Origin of the sequence: Flavobacterium panacis (assembly GCF_024649945.1) — a bacterium.
Lineage (GTDB): Bacteria > Bacteroidota > Bacteroidia > Flavobacteriales > Flavobacteriaceae > Flavobacterium > Flavobacterium panacis.
Genome location: NZ_JANKMS010000015.1, coordinates 1 through 17,675 on the forward strand (window position 1 = coordinate 1; position 17,675 = coordinate 17,675).

Sequence of the window (17,675 nt, forward strand, 5' to 3'; positions counted from 1 at the left end):
ACCCTCCTTTGATCCGTCTGCTTGCCAGTATTTCAGTGAACGTTTTTCGTTGTTGCGGGTGCAAAAGTAGAACCTTTTTCCGCTTCTACAAGCTTTTTTAAAGACTTTTTTCAATCTTTTTTAAAACTATTTCTTAACTAACTGGTAACGGATTGTTTACGTTTTTATATTTTTTTACTTTGCGTGAGGTTTTTCTTCGCTTGATTCAATTTTCCCTGTTTTACGCGTCTTTTGGATTGCTGCTTTTGCGGAGTTTTTAATTTTTAAGCCTGTTTTCTAAACGGAATTCAAGTCCAGAAAGCATTCTTTCTGCCGTTTTTAATCCCGCAGAGGCGCAAAGATGCAAAGTTTACCCCTTTCACCTCTTCTGAAACCCCATCCACTAGCCCCGATAGAAGCGGAAATCCTTTTGTTTTGGGGTTCAAAACAAAAGATTGCAGCGGATAGCGGGAAATTGCTCCTTATTTTTATTCAAATTCCGATTTTAGAAATTCCAAATTCCAAACATCAAGGCTCCGCTGCACTCAGCATCATTCGCCTCACTTATTATATATTATATGTATACAAAAAAAACAAACCCGACAGGTTTTCAAGACCTATCGGGTTGGAAATAAAAATCACTCCTATATATAATAGAATAGAAAAGCCCTTGTTCGAAAGAAGAAGGCATTGATTAGGAATTTTATATCCCAAATAAAAAAGATAAAACTATATATAAGGGTATATCACCACCAAAAGCAAACTGTTAACAAAATAGACATCTCTAAAAATTTGATTTAATTGACATTTAGACAAATTCAAAACATTTATATCAAAAACTGAAAGGGCATTTTCGATACTCATTTTAATTTCGCTTTAAAGATATTCAGCCAAATCCGAATATCAATAAACCGATTAAACTATGAAAAAAACCTTCAATCTAATTCTCGCACTTTCATTTACTGCAACAAGCTCTTTTGCTAAAATAAAGGACGAACCCTCTCCTTTTTGGTTTAAAAAAGCAACTGAAATAATTCATTTTCAACTCAACAAAGCGGCTCAAACTTATAAACCTGGAAAAAATCCACGATCTGTTAATCCAGATGGAACAGTAAGACTTGCAGGAATAACAGACTGGACAACTGGTTTTTTTCCAGGAAGTTTATGGTACGGTTATGAACTTACAGGCGACAAAAAAATGGCAGAAGAAGCAAAGAATTTCACACTTGCATTAGATTCCATCAGAAATATAAAAAATACACACGACGTTGGTTTTATGTTGTATTGCTCTTATGGAAATGCCTATAGAATTACGGGAGACAAAATTTATCTTCCTGCTTTGGCTGATGGCGCTGCGAATCTTTATGCGCGTTTTAGTCCAACTGTTGGAACTATTCGTTCTTGGGATTTTCCTTGGCTACATTACCCAGTAATCATTGATAATATGATGAATTTGGAATATTTATATTGGGGCGCCAACCAATTTGATAGACCTGAATATGCTAAAGCTGCAAATACGCATGCTTTAACTACGATCAAAAATCATTTTAGAAAAGATTATAGTTCATATCATTTGGTTGATTATGATCCAAAAACGGGTAAAGTTTTACGTAAAAGAACCCATCAAGGCGTGACAGACGAATCTGCTTGGGCGCGCGGACAAGCTTGGGGATTGTACGGTTACACGATGTGTTATACCAACAGTAAAAATCCTAAATTTCTAGATCAAGCAGAACATATCGCTTCATTCATTATGAACCATCCTACAATGCCAAAAGATAAAGTTCCTGTTTGGGATTTTGATGTTCATAATGCCTTAGATACTGCTGAAACTGCTCCAAGAGATGCTTCTGCCGCAGCTGTAATTGCTTCTGCCCTTTTGGATTTAAGCACACAGGTTAAAGACGGAAAAAAATATTTGGATTATGCCGAAGAAATTCTAAAATCATTATCTTCTGATGCGTATTTAGCAAAAGCTGGTGAAAATCATTTCTTTTTGCTAAAACATAGCGTAGGCGCTTTTTTGTATAATTCAGAAATTGATACACCGCTTGATTACGCAGATTATTATTATCTGGAAGCATTAAAAAGATATGCTGCAATTAAAAAAATTGAAATCTAAATTAGATACAAATGCGTCTTGTTATAAAAACTTTCGTCTTTCTGTTTGTTTTACTTTTAATGCAAAAAACTATTGCACAAGAAGTTAAAATAACTAAATCTAGTTTTAATGCCATTAATCTTGATCGCAAAGGACTTGAAAAGGTAAAGAAATTAGTCGCTTCAGCGAAATATAAAGAAGCTGCAAACCAGCTCTTACATTATTATCGAAACCGAACTGATGTAAAACATTTGGATTTTAATCCTGTTGATTTAGAAAAGTTAAAAGGAAAAAAAGTTAATGAAAATACCTTAGAACTTGCTAATAATATTCTAAAACACCAATTTAAACCACACAAAGGTTATCCAGCTTATGATTACGGACAGGATATTAATTGGCAATATCGTCCCGTACAAGATCAATTGCTGACTACATTTTTGCACAGAACTGCTTTTTGGGAACCATTAGGAATTGTATACAACAGTACAGGAGATGAAAAATACGCCAAAGAATGGATTTTCGAAGTAAGAGATTGGATCAAAAAAAATAAACAAGGTTCTTATACTGATGAAAAAGATTTTGCATGGAAAGCTTTTGTCGTTTCTTTCAGGCTTAATCATTGGTCTTCTTATTTCAATATGTTTTTGAATTCGCCAAATTTTACTCCCGCTTTTTTAATGGAATTTTTGAATTCTTATAACGAACAAGCGGAATATGTTTTGCACAATTACACTGATGTTGGAAATCATAGGTTGTACGAAGCGCTTCATATGATGTATGCAGGAAGTTTTTTTCCTGAAATGAAAGAAGCGTCTGCTTGGCGCAAAAGCGGTATTGTTATTCTAAATGAAGAAATTCAGAAACAATTATTACCTGATGGAGTTCAATTTGAACTTTCGCCTTCCTATCATATCGGAACCATTAAAATATTTTTAGATGCCTTACAAATAGCGCAATTAAACGGAATAGAAAAGGAATTTCCAGAAAGCTATAGTAATCTTGTCGAAAAAATGGTGCTTGCTGTTGGTAAATACTCTTTTCCAGATTATACTTTTCCGTTGTATGGAAACTCTTTTTTAACCACTAAAAGCATTATGCTAAAGAATTATCAGATTTGGAAAAACGTTTTTCCTAAAAATGAGACTATTAAATACTTTGCATCAGATTACAAATCAGGAACGAAACCAGCTTATTTATCAAGCAGTCTGCCAAATGCTGGTTTTTACGCTTTTAGAAATGGCTGGGATACAACTGCAACAGTAATGCAAATTAAGGCTGGACCTCCAGCTGAATTTCATTCGCATCCTGACAATGGTAATTTTGTTCTTTGGATAAAAGGCCGAAACTTCACGCCAGATTCTGGTAGTTTTGTTTATGCAAACGTTGGCGATCAGGAAAACTCCAAAAGAGATTGGTATCGTTCTACGAAAGCACATCAAACTTTAACTCTTGACAATCAAAACATAACAAACAAGGCTAAAGTACTAGAATGGCAACCTGATGGAAATACTCAAATTTTGTCTTACAGCAATCCGAGTTATACAAATTTAAATCATGAAAGGACTTTTCTTTTTATTGACAATACTTTCTTCCTCATTATTGATCGAGCAATTGGAAATGCAACAGGAAATGTAGCAATTCGTTATAATTTAAAAGAAGACAGTAAAGCTACCAGTAACTCTTTAGATAATAGTGTTTCAACACATTACGAAGATGGAAATAATCTGTTGATACAAGTGGTAAATAAAGACAAAATCACTTTAAAGGAAGAATCTAGTTTTGTTTCGTATCAATATCAAAAAGAAACAAAAAGACCTGCTTTTGCCTTTGAAAAAATTAAAAGCAACGAACAAACACAAGGTTTTATTTCCTTATTACTTCCATTCGATGGACAAAAAGCGCCAGTTGTAAAAATTATAGAAAATCCAAAACATAATCTTTCTCAAGGAAAAATTGATCTGAACGTTAGTATAAACGGAAAAGAAAGACATATAAAGAAAGACCTTGTTTACTAGATATCGTTTTATTTGAGCTTTTTCAAAAATTAAAACAATACAAAGCTATCTTTGGTGCCATAATATCACCAGATAGCTTTTTAATTATAACCACAAATTATCTAACTCACTTAATTAAAAACCTAAATGAAGAATTTACAAAAAACAACCGTTTTATTCTTTCTCCTATTGACTTCTTTTTACGGTAACGCACAAGAAAAGCCAATTACAAAAGAAAGTTTTAATAGTATTAATTTAAATTACAAAGGCTTAGAAAAAGTAAACAGTCTTTTTAATGCTTCAAAATATGATGAAGCGGCAAGAGAATTGCTGACTTATTATCGCAATAGAAAAACCGTTAAACATCCAGATTTTAATATTGGTGACGAAAGTCGTTTTCGCGGAAAAGAAATTGGCAAAGCGAATCAGGAAAAAGCGGATAATGCTTTAGAACATAAATTTCAACCGCAAAAAGGTTACGGATTTTACGATTACGGAAAAGACATCAACTGGGAATTTTGGCCAGTAAAAGACAACGAAGTCCGCTGGCAATTGCATCGTGTAACTTGGTGGCTTCCAATGGGAATGGCATATCGCAGTTCTGGAGATGAAAAATATGCCAAAGAATGGATTTTCCAGTTTCGCGATTGGGAAAAAAAGAATTATTTAGGAAGTTCTAAAGAAAATGATTCTTTTGCTTGGCGTCCGTTAGAAGTATCAGATCGTGTACAGAGTTTACCTCCAACGTTCAATTTATTTGTAAATTCTCCAAACTTTACTCCTGCTTTTTTGATGGAATTTTTAAATTCTTATAACAAACAAGCTGCTTATATTCCTGAAAATTACAGCAAAGAAGGAAATCATTTATTGTTTGAAGCGCAACGTATTTTGGGAGCTGGAGCATTTTTTCCCGAATTAAAACAGGCTGAAGCTTGGCGCAAAAGCGGTATCGAAATCTTGAATCGCGAAATTAAACTTCAAGTACTTCCTGACGGCGTGCAATGGGAACTTTCTCCAATTTATCATGTTGCCTGCATCGATATTTTCCTGAAAGCTTACAATTCGGCGAAAATGGCTGGTGTAGAAAAAGAATTTCCTGATACTTACGCGCAAACCATTGAAAAAATGATTTTAGCTTCCACAAGCATGATGTTTCCTAATTATAATAATCCAATGTTTGGCGATTCTTGGCTGGTTGAAAAAGAGGCTCGATTAAAACAATTTAAAATCTGGTCTAAAGTTTTCCCAGAAAATGCCGTAATCAAATATTTTGCTACTGATGGTACAGAAGGAAATAAACCAAATTATTTATCGAATGCTTTACCAAACGGCGGATTTTACACGTTTAGAAATGGCTGGAATGAACAATCTACCGTAATGATTCTAAAAGCTGGACCTCCAGCAGAGTTTCATTCGCAACCTGACAACGGAACTTTTGAACTTTGGATGAAAGGAAGAAATTTCACGCCAGATTCAGGCTGTTATATTTACAGTGGAGACGAAGAAGTAACGAAAAAAAGAAATTGGTTTCGTCAAACAAAAGTTCACAGTACTATGACCTTGAATGATCAAAATATGGTGATTACCAAAGCAAATCAAGACAAATGGCAAACGGGCAAAAACTTAGATCTTTTAACGTACACTAATCCAAGTTATACCGATTTGAATCATCAACGAAGTGTTTTGTTTATTGATAACAAATACTTTCTTATAATTGATAAAGCAATTGGAAAAGCAACAGGGAAATTAGGCGTTCATTTTCAATTAAAAGAAGACAGCAAACCCATTTTCGACAAAGCAAACAACAGGGTTTACACCACTTATGAAGACGGAAACAATCTTTTAATTCAATCTTTAAATGCTGATAAAATTGTCTTAAATGAAGAAACTGGAAAGGTTTCTTACGCTTACGCGAAAGAACTGGAAAGACCTGCATTTGTGTTTGAAAAAGAGAAAAAAGACAATAATACAGAATCTTTTATAAGTATTCTTTATCCATTTGGAAACAAAACACCTGAAATCAAAATCCAGCCCAACAAAGACAATGATTTCGAGAAAGGAATTATCAGTTTAAACATTTTAGTTGATGGTAAAAAAAGTGAAGTTAAAACTCGTTTGAATTAATTTCTCCGATACAATTCTTTAAAGCGTCTAAAAATTACTTTTAGACGCTTTTTTTATAGTTTTTAATTTCAAAAAAAACTTATCTCAGCTTACAATTTATTAATTCTATAAGTTTAATCTGAACCTTTAAAACACGATTTGATTTTCAATCTAGATTTATGCTTTAAAGAATGATTTAAGTTAACATTTGACTTCATTTCTCTTAACTTATAATTTTTACGCAAACGTTATCGAAATCACTTGTAATTACTAGCTTTGCCACATAAACAAATTTTATAAAATGCCTCTAAAACCGAATTTACCCTTGATTTTAAAGGACTTTTAATATCGTATTAATCAAATTCAATAGTATTTTGGACGCATTCAAAACAGTCATGGAAACCCGATTTCTATATTTGTTTCAATTAAAAATCAAAAAACATGACTACTCAAAAAAAAATGACCAGGCTTTTAGAAAACTTATTCTTGTTTCCAAAACTTAAAATTCCTTTACCCTTTTTTTCAAATTAATTTATTGTTATAATTTCTTTCGCAACAAAACAAAAAGCAGATTGTGATGAATTATTAAACACGACCAAAACCAAACTTATATAACATCAACTGGAGTAAATTTTATACTTATTCCTCACTAAAGAAAAATTATGAAAAGGATTATATTTTTATTCTTACTGCTAACCACATGTAAGATGATGTATGGGCAAGATAAAATAACCGTAAAAGGAATAGTAACCGATACTCAAAATCTGCCGATGCCTGGAGCAACAGTTTCTGAAAAAGGAACTAAAAATGCGACGGTAACTTCAATGGATGGTGATTATCAAATTAAAGTAAAACCAAATGCAGTTCTTGTATTTTCTTTTATTGGAACAAAATCAAAAGAAGAACAAGTTAATAACAGAACGCAAATCAATACCAAATTGATTGATGATACGAACAATCTTGACGAAGTTGTGGTTGTGGGTTACGGAACAAAAACAAGAAAAGATTTAACCGGTGCAATTTCTTCAGTAAAAGGTCAGGAACTTGCTAAAGTTCCCGTGCAGAATGTGGCACAGGCTCTTCAAGGACGTATTGCTGGTATGCAGGTTACCATGTCAGATGGAACTCCTGGATCTGAACCTTCTTTGAGAATTAGAGGAGGAACTTCTATTACGCAAAGCAACGAACCGTTGTATTTTGTAGATGGTGTTGCTCAAACAGGCGGATTGAATTTTCTTGATCCAATGGATATTGAATCGATTGATGTTTTAAAAGATGCCGCTTCGACTTCTATTTATGGTGCTCAAGGTGCAAATGGAGTAGTTTTGGTAACAACCAAAAAAGCTAAAGGAGGAAAACTAAGTATCAACTACGACACTTATGGTGGTATAAAAATGATTGCTAAAACGCTTCCAGTATTGAATCCGTATGATTATACAAAGTTAATCTATGAATCTGCAACAGACGATGCGAGAATGCAGAAGTTTGTAGGCGCTTACGGAACTTATGATGAATTGGAAGGGCTTTATAAAAACAGAAAAGGAATCAACTGGCAGGATGAAGTTTTCGGAAATGCTGTTGTAAGTCAGTATCATAAAATAAGCATCAGCGGAGGTGAAAATGACACAAAATATAATGCTTTTTATTCTGTCAATAATGACGAAGGAATTATGCTTGGAACAGGTTCTGTAAAAAATATTGTAAAACTGAATGTAATCAATAATATCAGTAAAAAATTCACTGTCAATGCAATTGTAAATTTTTCGAATCAGAAAATCACAGGACTTTCTACTTCTGATGGTGGAAATGCGAGATTGAGCATGCTTCAGAATTTATTACAATACAGGCCAACAATAGGAAAAATTGGTTCAGACGAAGATCTTAAAACTTTGGTTGTTGATCCTTTAGACAATCAAGATTCTCCAACATTTCAAAGTCCGCTTATTACCATTGATAGTCAGAAAAGAGAAGCGATCAACAAAGCACTTAATATGAGCTTGCAGTTTCAGTACAATATCACGCCAAAATTAATTTATCGTGGCTTAGTAAGTTATACCGATAACAGCAATAAAAGTAAATATTTTAATGATTCAAGAGGAATTCAAGCTATTAGAGCTGGAGGTGCAAACGGTGGTGTAACGCATAATATTGGAACTCGTTTCAATTACAATAATGTTTTAACGTACACTAATACCTTCAACAAAAAACATAAACTGGATGCCACAATTGGACAAGAATACATTTATAATTACAACGAAGGTGTAAGTGTTTCTGCTTCGGCTTTTCCAAATGTTAACCTAAGCTGGGATAAATTACAATTGGGAACTATTCCTGGTATTCCAACCTCTTTTGCAGAAGATGACAAATTATTGTCTTTCTTCGGAAAAGCTAATTATGCTTTTAAAAACAGGTATTTATTATCTGCAAGTTTAAGAGCGGATGGTTCTTCAAAATTTGGAACTGAAAATCAATGGGGTTATTTTCCTTCTGCATCAGTTGCATGGAGAATTATCGAAGAAGATTTCATGCAAAAACTTCCTGTTTTTTCTGATCTAAAACTTCGTTTAAGTTATGGTGAAGCAGGAAACAACAGAATTGCAAATTATGCGGCTTTAGGTATTTTCAATTCAGGTTCTTATCCGTTAAACAATCAGGTGAATATCACGGCTTTCCAAAACAATCTTCCAAATCCGTTCTTGAAATGGGAAGCAACAAAATCGACAAACATTGGTTTTGATTTAGGATTCTTTAAGCAAAGAATCTCACTTACAACCGAATTGTATGATAATAAATCTAAAGATTTGCTTTATAACACAAGAGTTCCAGCAAGTTCTGGTTTCAAAAAACAATTTCAAAATATTGGAGCAACTTCTAATCGAGGTTTAGAATTTACTTTGAATACCATCAACATTAAAAATGATAATTTTGTTTGGAATACTACTTTCAATATTGCATTCAACAAAACAAAAGTATTAGCCTTAAGCGAAGGAGAAACCTCCTTAATTACGAACAGTTACACAGACAAAAACGATTACATTCTGCAAGTCGGAAAACCAGTTGGAACAATGTACGGTTATGTGAGCGATGGTTTATACCAAGTAAGTGATTTCGATTATAATCCAACTACAAAAGCGTATACTTTAAAATCAGGAGTTGTAAGTGATAATGTTGTTGTACAGCCTGGATTTATTAAATTCAAAGATATAAATGGACCAAATGGAACGCCAGATGGTGTAATTAATGATTTAGACCGAACTATTATTGGAAATGCAAATCCAAAATATACTGGAGGACTTAATAATACTTTCAGCTACAAAGGAATTGATTTAAGCGTTTTCCTTGATTTTACTGTAGGAAACGATATTTACAATGCCAACGTATTGAATAACTCCAGATTAAACCTAGATAACCTAAATACATTCGCAATCTATGCAGACCGATGGACAACCATTAATGCCGCTGGACAACGTGTTACGGATCCTGATGAATTAACCGCTTTAAATGTGGGCAAAAAATATCCTGCTTTTAATGGTAACGCAACGGGACGTTTATACAGCGATATTATTGAAGACGGTTCGTTTTTACGAATTAACAATGTAAGCTTAGGATATACTTTACCTAAAGAATGGTTGAAAAAATCTAAAATTTCAAATTTAAGAATCTATTTCACCGCTTACAATTTGTATGTATTTACTAAATATTCAGGTTACGATCCAGAAGTCAATGTGATTAATAATGCGATTACAAGAGGAGTAGATTTTAGCGCTTATCCTAGAAGTAAATCCTTTGTTACAGGATTAAATATTTCATTATAATTTAAAGTTTAAAAAAATGAAACACAATATATTTTCACGCAGAGCAATTGTTTTAGCAGGTGTTGCCTGTCTCCTATTGCCACTTAATGCTTGTGACAAAGATTTAGAAGTTACTCCGTATTCTTATTTTACCACAGCTAACTTTTTTTCTGATGTAAACGAAGCCAATATGGCCACATTAGGAGCTTACGAATCCATGTCATCTATGGACAGTTACGGCTGGAATATTTCTATGATTTTTGATGCTGATACTGATATTGAACAAATGTCTGGAACTGGTGCTGACGATTGGCGAACAATTGCACATTATCAGGGAATTTCTCAAACCAATACTTTCTACGCCGCTTGGAGCAAATTATATGAAGGAATCGACAGAGCAAATGTGGTTATAGAGAGAATTCCGAAAATGGAATTGTTTGGTAATGGAACCGAAGCTCAAAAACAACAATTAAATCGTTTTCTTGGCGAAGCTAAATTCCTGCGAGGCTTTTATTACTCTGAATTGGTTCGTTTGTGGGGAGATGTTCCTTTTAAAACCAAAAGTTCACAATCTGGAGATAAACTTAGCGGTGCTTTAGTAGATCGTCAGGAAATTTATACGCAGATTATCAAAGACATGCAGGAAGCGACTGCACTATTACCAGAATCACTTCCAACAGATGAAAGAATCAATAAATGGGGAGCAAAATCTATGTTGGCGAGAGTGGCATTATTTGCTGGAGGATATTCTTTAAACGCTGATGGAGTAATAAAACGCCCTGCTAATTATAAAGACTATTATAAAATTGCGCAAAAGGAAATCAATGATGTGATGGCGCAAAATCCGTACAAATTGAATCCGTCTTATTCTAAAGTATTTAAAAATCAATGTCAGCATGTTTTAGAACCAACAGAAAATATCTTTCAAGTGGCGTTTTACAATCCAGCAGGAAATATTGGTAACTCTTCTTGGATAGGAAATTTTAACGGACCAACAACTGCAAGTGGTGTTTATCCTTCAAACATTGCGAGATGTTTAGTTCCAAAACCATTTTACAACAGTTTTAACGCTGCAGATCAAAGAAGAGATTTCTCCATTGCAACTTATCAAATCAATAACCTTGGAAATAAATTACCGCTTTTAACTACCAATCAAGATGAAAGATGGACTGTTTCAAAATGGAGCAGAGAATTTATGACCAACGCAACTGCTGAACGTGTTTACACACATGTAAATTGGGTGATTATGCGTTATTCTGATTTGCTTTTAATGCGTGCTGAAGTTGAAAACGAATTAAATGAAGGTCCAAACGCATTGGCTTACGAAGCTATCAACCTAGTTAGAAAAAGAGCCTTTGGAGCTGATATTCAAGGAAGCAGAATTGCAATCGATTTGAAAACAAAAGGAACTGGCTACACCAATGCTGCAAATGTTGTAATACAAATTACTGGCGGCGGCGGTACAGATGCATCGGCAGCTGTAATTACGCTTGCCAGCGGAGGAGTAAATACTATCGGAATGCTTCGTTCTGGAGACGGTTACACTTCTGTTCCAACAGTAACCATTACTAGCACAGACGGAAAAGGTTCTGGTGCAACTGCAACTGCGAGATTATTACCAAAACCAACAACAGCAGAAATAAACCTGCCAACAGGTCTTGACAAAATAGCCTTTTTTAAAGCTTTACAACAAGAAAGAGCTTGGGAACTTTCTTTTGAAGGAATGCGTAGAGCCGATTTAATAAGATGGGGAATTCTTGCCGATAAATTGAATGAAACAAGTGCTGCCGTAAAACAAATACGCGCTACGTATTTTTATCCTTCTGTTGCCAATTTTATAACGGGTAAACATGAATTGTATCCTTTCCCACAAAATGAAACGGATGTCAATAAAAGCATCACACGTCAAAATCCGAAATATTAATACAATTTAATTTCTAAGTGCTTACGATCTTTAGAAATTGCTCATGGTTGGATGTTAATGCAGAGCTTAGGTTCTGCATTAGCTGTTTTAATAATTCAGAGATGATTTTAGTTAAATCTGATAGTATTTTAAACAAATTCAAAACAACAAAAGAATAACGATTCTTACTTTCGTTTTTAAATTAAAGCCTTTCAAAAACAACGGAATACGCTATTTTACAAGAGATATGAAATTTCAAAAAAACATATTCATTTTGTGCCTTTTAGGAATTCTAAATATTCCATTATTAAACTATGCGCAAAACACGGAACGCCCTAATATTCTAATCATCATGACCGATCAGCAGACTGCCGATGCGATGAGTAATGCCGGAAATCAAAATCTGCAGACTCCTGCAATGGATAAATTGGCTCAAAATGGTGTACATTTTACCAAAGCCTATTGTGCGCAACCATTATGTTCTCCTTCACGTTCGGCTATTATGAGCGGAAAAATGCCTTACGAAACCGGTTTTATTGGAAATGCTCCTGAAAAAGACGGACAATGGCCTGATGATTTATTGATGATGGGAAAAATTTTCCAAAACGGAGGTTATAAAACGGGCTACGTTGGAAAATGGCATTTGCCTGTTCCTGTTTCTAAAAAACAACAACATGGCTTTGAATATATCGAAAATACCAATTTTCAGGATTACAACGATGCTGCAACTCCATCTTTTTGTGCTAGATTTATAAAAGAAAACAAAAATACACCATTTCTATTAGTAGCTTCCTTCTTAAATCCGCATGATATTTGCGAATGGGCTCGTGGAGAAGAGCTTAAAATGGATGTTTTAGAAAGCGCTCCACCTGCAGACCAATGTCCGCCTTTGCCTGCCAATTGGAAGATTCCAGAACACGAACCTAAAATTGTGCGGGAACAGCAAAAAGTAAGTTTCAGAACCTATCCTACTGTAAATTGGACTCCAGATCAATGGCGTCAATACCGTTGGGCTTATAATCGACTAATTGAAAAAGTAGATAATTACATCGAAATGGTTTTGGCCTCACTTAAAAAATACGGCATCGAAAAAAACACCATTATCGTTTTTACTGCCGATCATGGCGACGGTTATGCAGGTCACAGCTGGAACCAAAAACAGATTTTATATGAAGAATCGGCTAAAATACCTTTTATCATTTCAAAAATTGGAGATTGGAAACCAAGAACAGACGAAATGCTGGTTTGTAACGGAACTGATATCATTCCGACCATTTGCGGTTTTACAGGCGTTCCAAAACCTACTTATTTAAAAGGAATCGATTTGAGTAAAAAAATAGAAAATCCAGCCCTAAAACTTCGTGATACCTTGGTTATAGAAACTGATTTTGCAGACAACGAAGAACTCTTAAACATAAGCGGACGTGCTGTAATTACTCAAAACTTTAAATACATTGTTTACAATAAAGGCGAGTTAAGAGAACAGCTTTTCAATTTAGCAACAGATCCCGAAGAAATTACAAATTTAGCGGTAGACAAAAAGTATAAAAAAGAGTTGCTAAATATACGTCGCTATTTAAAACAATGGTGCAAAAAGAATGGAGATTCCTTTCAATCAGGATTATAAAAAAATGATTGATTATCCGATAAAAATTAAAAAATAAAGTGTTTTCTTTTTGTTTAAATTAGAGCTTTAAGTTTACCTTAAACTAAAAAGAAGACCAAATAACAAATTATAATTCAAACCTTTATGAAGAAAACGATTGTCTTTTTTACGTTTTTCTACATAACTCTTTTCGCTGCAAAAAGTTATGCGCAAGTACAAGATCGTTATTTCCGAACGATTTCGGTTGATAAAGGCTTGTCGCAGAGTTCTGTTTTTGCTATTCGGCAAGATACTTTGGGATTTATCTGGATTGGAACACAGGACGGATTAAATCGCTATGACAGCAAAGGTTTTAAAGTTTACCGACCAATTAAAAACGTTAAAAATAGTTTGCAGTCGTATTATATTCGAAGCCTTTTTACCGATCATAAAGAACAATTATGGGTTGGAGGTAATCAAGGAATCAGCGTTTACAATTACAATACAGACAGTTTTATCAATTATTCGTTACCGCGAAATATAGGCGAATGGTACATTTCGTCTATAACTGAAGACAGTCAGCACAGAATCTGGGCTTCTTCTATTGCTGGAGATGTTTTTGTACTTTCTCCAAATGACAAAAGTTTTAAGCCAATAAAGTTTAATGCTTCTTCACACGAAATCAAGAAAATTGCTTACATCGGTCTTTGGCAACAACAGATTTTATTGGGAACGGATGTTGGTCTTTTTAAATTAAATTCCAATTCCCATCAGCTTTCCAAAATAAATCTGAGTTCAAAGAAATCATATATCAATGATGTTTTTATTGAAGGCAAAAAATTATGGGTCGCAACAGAAGGTGAAGGTGTCATTCAATACAATGCTCAAAATGGAAAACTTACTTCCCTCCTGCACAACGCTGGAAACAACAGTATTGCCGATAACAACATCAGATGCATCAACAAAGACACTGAAGGCAATTTATGGTTTGGAACTTTTAAAGGACTGAGCATTTTTAATCCTAAAAACAATACTTTTAGCAATTATTCTCACCAAATATCACAGCCTTATACAATCAGCCAGAATTCGGTACGCTGTATTTTTAAAGACAAACAAAACGGAATCTGGTTAGGAACTTATTATGGCGGTCTGAATTATTATCATAAAAATGATATTAAATTCAATCTTTTAAGTCAGAACTCCGGAAAACCATCTTTAAATGATGAAGTTATTGGCGTTATTAAGCAAGATTCAAAGGGTAATTTTTGGATTGGAAGCAACGATAAAGGCCTTAATTATTGGAATAAAAACGCTAATACGATTACTTATTTTTCTAATAATGAAAGTAATCCAAACAGTTTGAGCTCAAACAATATCAAAGCTATTGAATTTGATACAAGCGGAAATGTTTTAGTGGGCACTCACAACGGCGGATTGAATGTTTTAAATCCGAATACGGGTTTGGTACAGCGTTTTCGCCACGACGAAAACAATCCGAACAGCATTGCTGGTGATTTGGTTTACAGCATACTCAAAGATTCCAAAGGCAGGATCTGGATTGGAACAAGATCTGGATTGGATCAATTTCATCCTGAAACCAAAACCTTTACGCATATTCATTTGGACAAAGCCGGAAAAAGACCCGTTTCTGACGATATTACTTTTCTTTTTGAAGACAGTAAAAAACGAATCTGGATTGGGACTACAAATGGCGTAACACTGTTTTATCCAGAAACACAATTGTTTGGCAATATTGGCCACGAAAAAGTAAGCGACGATATTGTAAACTGCATTACCGAAGATCAAAAACACCGAATTTGGATTGGCACAAGAGAAGGTTTGCGATTGTATGATGAAGTTCAGGAATCTTTTATCAGTTTTAAAGCGAGAAAAGATTTCTTTAAAGAAACGATTTACGGCATCATTCCAGACGAGAACAATTTATGGATTTCTACCAACACGGGATTAATCAAATTTAATCCTGACAAACGTTCTGTACAGACTTTTGACGAAAGCGATGGTTTACAGAACAAACAGTTTAACGATTATTCTTTTTGCAAAGCAAAAGATGGAATGTTGCTTTTTGGCGGTATAAAAGGCGTTTCCTATTTCTATCCGTCGATGATCAAACAGAGTCCGCTTCCTTTAAAATTGAATTTCACTGCTTTAGAAGTTTTAAATAAAACTGTCGCTGTAGATGATGAAACTGACATTTTAGAACAGCATCTTGATCAAGTTAAGGAGCTGGAAATTGGTCCAGAATACAAACAATTCAGTATCTTTTTTAATACGTTTAATTATATTTCTTCCAACAGAACCTACTATTTGTACAAATTAGAAGGTATTGATAAAGAATGGCAAAGAACTGATAACTTAAAGGTAAGCTACAGTAATTTATCAGCAGGAAAATACAACTTTCAAATCAAAGCCATTGGACCAAATGGCGAGATGAGTGCCGTAAGAAGTTTAGACATTGTCATTTTACCGCCTTGGTACAAAACAATATGGTTTTCATTGTTGCTTTTTGCCATAATTGGGACGGCAGTTTACATTGGCTTTAAAATCATAAAAGAAAGAATACAAGCCGTTCAACAGTTAAAATTGGAACGAATTGAAAAAGAAAGAGTGAGTTACATCAACCAAATCAAAATGGATTTCTTTACTAATGTATCACATGAATTAAGAACTCCTTTAACCTTGATTTTAGCCCCTTTAGAAGAATTATTAAAAATGCCTTTTTCCGATAAAATCACTAAAAAGAAGCATGAATTAATGTTCATTAATGCCAAACGACTTTACAATTTGGTTGATCAATTATTTGAATTTAGAAAAACAGAAATGGGAACGCGTCCGTTAAAAGTGGGCAAAAGTGATCTGGTTCGTTTTACACAGGAAATTTTCGAATCGTTTAAACCACTTTCAGAAAAGAACAATATTCATTACACTTTTCATACAACAGAAACTGAGCTGGTATTTTATTTTGATAAAGATGCAATGGAGAAAATCTTGTTCAACTTGCTTTCTAATGCATTCAAATATACCAAAGAAGGACAAAGCATTCAGGTAGAATTATTGAGAAAAAATGATACAGTACAAATAAAAGTCGCTGACACGGGAGTTGGAATTAGCTCGGAAAATTTATCTAAAGTTTTTGATCGTTTCTATCAGGTAAATAACCGCGAAATGAATTTGGGCTCTGGTGTTGGTTTGGCTTTTACAAAACGTTTGGTCGAATTGCATCATGGTGAAATCAGCGCTGAAAGTGCGGAAGAACAAGGAAGTACTTTTACCGTTGCTATTCCGATTTTGGATCAGGTTTATAAAAACGATCAGCAGGTTGAAGAATCTTTGTATGATTTATCAATCGTTACTGATAATGAATTGGAAAGTGAAAATGAAATCGAAGAAGAAAACGAGATAATCGACAGCAATCAGCCAATGAAATTACTGATTGTAGATGACAATAAAGAAATTCTGGATTATTTGCAGGATTATTTCAGTAAAACCTACGACGTAACGGTTGCTTACAACGGACAAATGGCATTAGATTTATTAGAAATCAATCCTTTTGATTTAATTATCAGCGATGTTATGATGCCTGAGTTGGACGGTTTGCATTTTTGTAAGCGTGTGAAACAAAACATTAATACTTCGCATATTCCGTTGATGCTTTTAACGGCAAGAAATGAAACCAGCCAGCAGATTAAAGGATTGGAAATGGGTGCAGATGATTATATTACCAAACCTTTTTCGACGCCATTATTAGCGGCAAAAATTACGAATTTATTACGTTCTCGCAAACGTCTTAAAGAATATTATTCTGTTGGAAAAGAAATGGTTCCAGAGAATATTGCGTTTAATACTTTGGATGAAGAATTTTTAAAAGAAGCCATTCGCATTGTCGAAGATCATTTGGCAGATTCTGAGTTTACTGTAGATCATTTCAGCCGTGAAATCGGAATGAGCCGTTCTAATCTTTACATTAAATTAAAAGCGATAACAGGCGAATCTGCAATGGATTTTATAAAGAGAATCCGCTTTAAAAAGGCGGTCGAACTCATGCAGAGCAAGCGCTACACCATTGCACAAATTACATATATGTGCGGCTTCAACTCGCCTTCTTATTTCTCAACTGCTTTTAAACAGCATTACGGCTGTATGCCAAGCGAATATTTAGCCCGATTAGAAAACACAAAAGAATAACTAACTACAACAA

The 17,675-nt window shown here is 34.2% G+C and carries 7 protein-coding genes; all 7 read left to right on the forward strand.

What is annotated here, in order from left to right; all coding sequences use genetic code 11:
• Positions 1–901: 901 nt before the first annotated feature.
• The 7 genes from NQQ59_RS23245 to NQQ59_RS23275 all read left to right on the forward strand — a co-directional run bounded on the left by NQQ59_RS23245 (position 902) and on the right by NQQ59_RS23275 (position 17,662).
• The gene (locus NQQ59_RS23245; protein WP_144212137.1) at positions 902–2,101 is read left to right on the forward strand and encodes a glycoside hydrolase family 88 protein; all 1,200 of its coding nucleotides are present in this window, start codon (positions 902–904) and stop codon (positions 2,099–2,101) included.
• Positions 2,102–2,112: 11 nt separating this feature from the next.
• Positions 2,113–4,095 carry a heparin-sulfate lyase HepC gene (gene hepC, locus NQQ59_RS23250; RefSeq protein ID WP_144212135.1) on the forward strand — a complete coding sequence of 661 codons (1,983 nt, stop codon included), beginning with the start codon at positions 2,113–2,115 and terminating at the stop codon, positions 4,093–4,095.
• 126 nt (positions 4,096–4,221) lie between these two features.
• Positions 4,222–6,198 (forward strand): heparin-sulfate lyase HepC, encoded by a 1,977-nt coding sequence (gene hepC, locus NQQ59_RS23255; protein ID WP_144212133.1) that lies wholly within the window; start codon positions 4,222–4,224, stop codon positions 6,196–6,198.
• Positions 6,199–6,839: 641 nt separating this feature from the next.
• Entirely contained in the window at positions 6,840–9,992 is a 3,153-nt protein-coding gene (locus NQQ59_RS23260; protein WP_186296533.1) for a SusC/RagA family TonB-linked outer membrane protein, read from the forward strand.
• A gap of 16 nt (positions 9,993–10,008) precedes the next feature.
• The gene (locus NQQ59_RS23265; RefSeq protein WP_144212132.1) at positions 10,009–11,895 is read left to right on the forward strand and encodes a RagB/SusD family nutrient uptake outer membrane protein; all 1,887 of its coding nucleotides are present in this window, start codon (positions 10,009–10,011) and stop codon (positions 11,893–11,895) included.
• Positions 11,896–12,121: 226 nt separating this feature from the next.
• On the forward strand, positions 12,122–13,501 hold the full coding sequence (locus NQQ59_RS23270) for a sulfatase family protein (protein ID WP_144212130.1): 1,380 nt from the start codon (positions 12,122–12,124) through the stop codon (positions 13,499–13,501).
• Between the two features lie 123 nt (positions 13,502–13,624).
• Positions 13,625–17,662: a hybrid sensor histidine kinase/response regulator transcription factor gene (locus NQQ59_RS23275; protein WP_144212128.1), complete on the forward strand. Its 4,038-nt coding sequence runs from the start codon at positions 13,625–13,627 to the stop codon at positions 17,660–17,662.
• The last annotated feature ends 13 nt before the right edge of the window (positions 17,663–17,675 follow it).

Excerpts from the sequence above, each read along its gene's own strand:
- NQQ59_RS23270 (WP_144212130.1), top strand. The coding sequence starts at position 12,122 with ATGAAATTTCAAAAAAACATATTCATTTTGTGCCTTTTAGGAATTCTA.
- NQQ59_RS23245 (WP_144212137.1), top strand. The coding sequence starts at position 902 with ATGAAAAAAACCTTCAATCTAATTCTCGCACTTTCATTTACTGCAACA.
- hepC (WP_144212135.1), top strand. The coding sequence starts at position 2,113 with ATGCGTCTTGTTATAAAAACTTTCGTCTTTCTGTTTGTTTTACTTTTA.
- NQQ59_RS23275 (WP_144212128.1), top strand. The coding sequence starts at position 13,625 with ATGAAGAAAACGATTGTCTTTTTTACGTTTTTCTACATAACTCTTTTC.
- hepC (WP_144212133.1), top strand. The coding sequence starts at position 4,222 with ATGAAGAATTTACAAAAAACAACCGTTTTATTCTTTCTCCTATTGACT.
- NQQ59_RS23265 (WP_144212132.1), top strand. The coding sequence starts at position 10,009 with ATGAAACACAATATATTTTCACGCAGAGCAATTGTTTTAGCAGGTGTT.
- NQQ59_RS23260 (WP_186296533.1), top strand. The coding sequence starts at position 6,840 with ATGAAAAGGATTATATTTTTATTCTTACTGCTAACCACATGTAAGATG.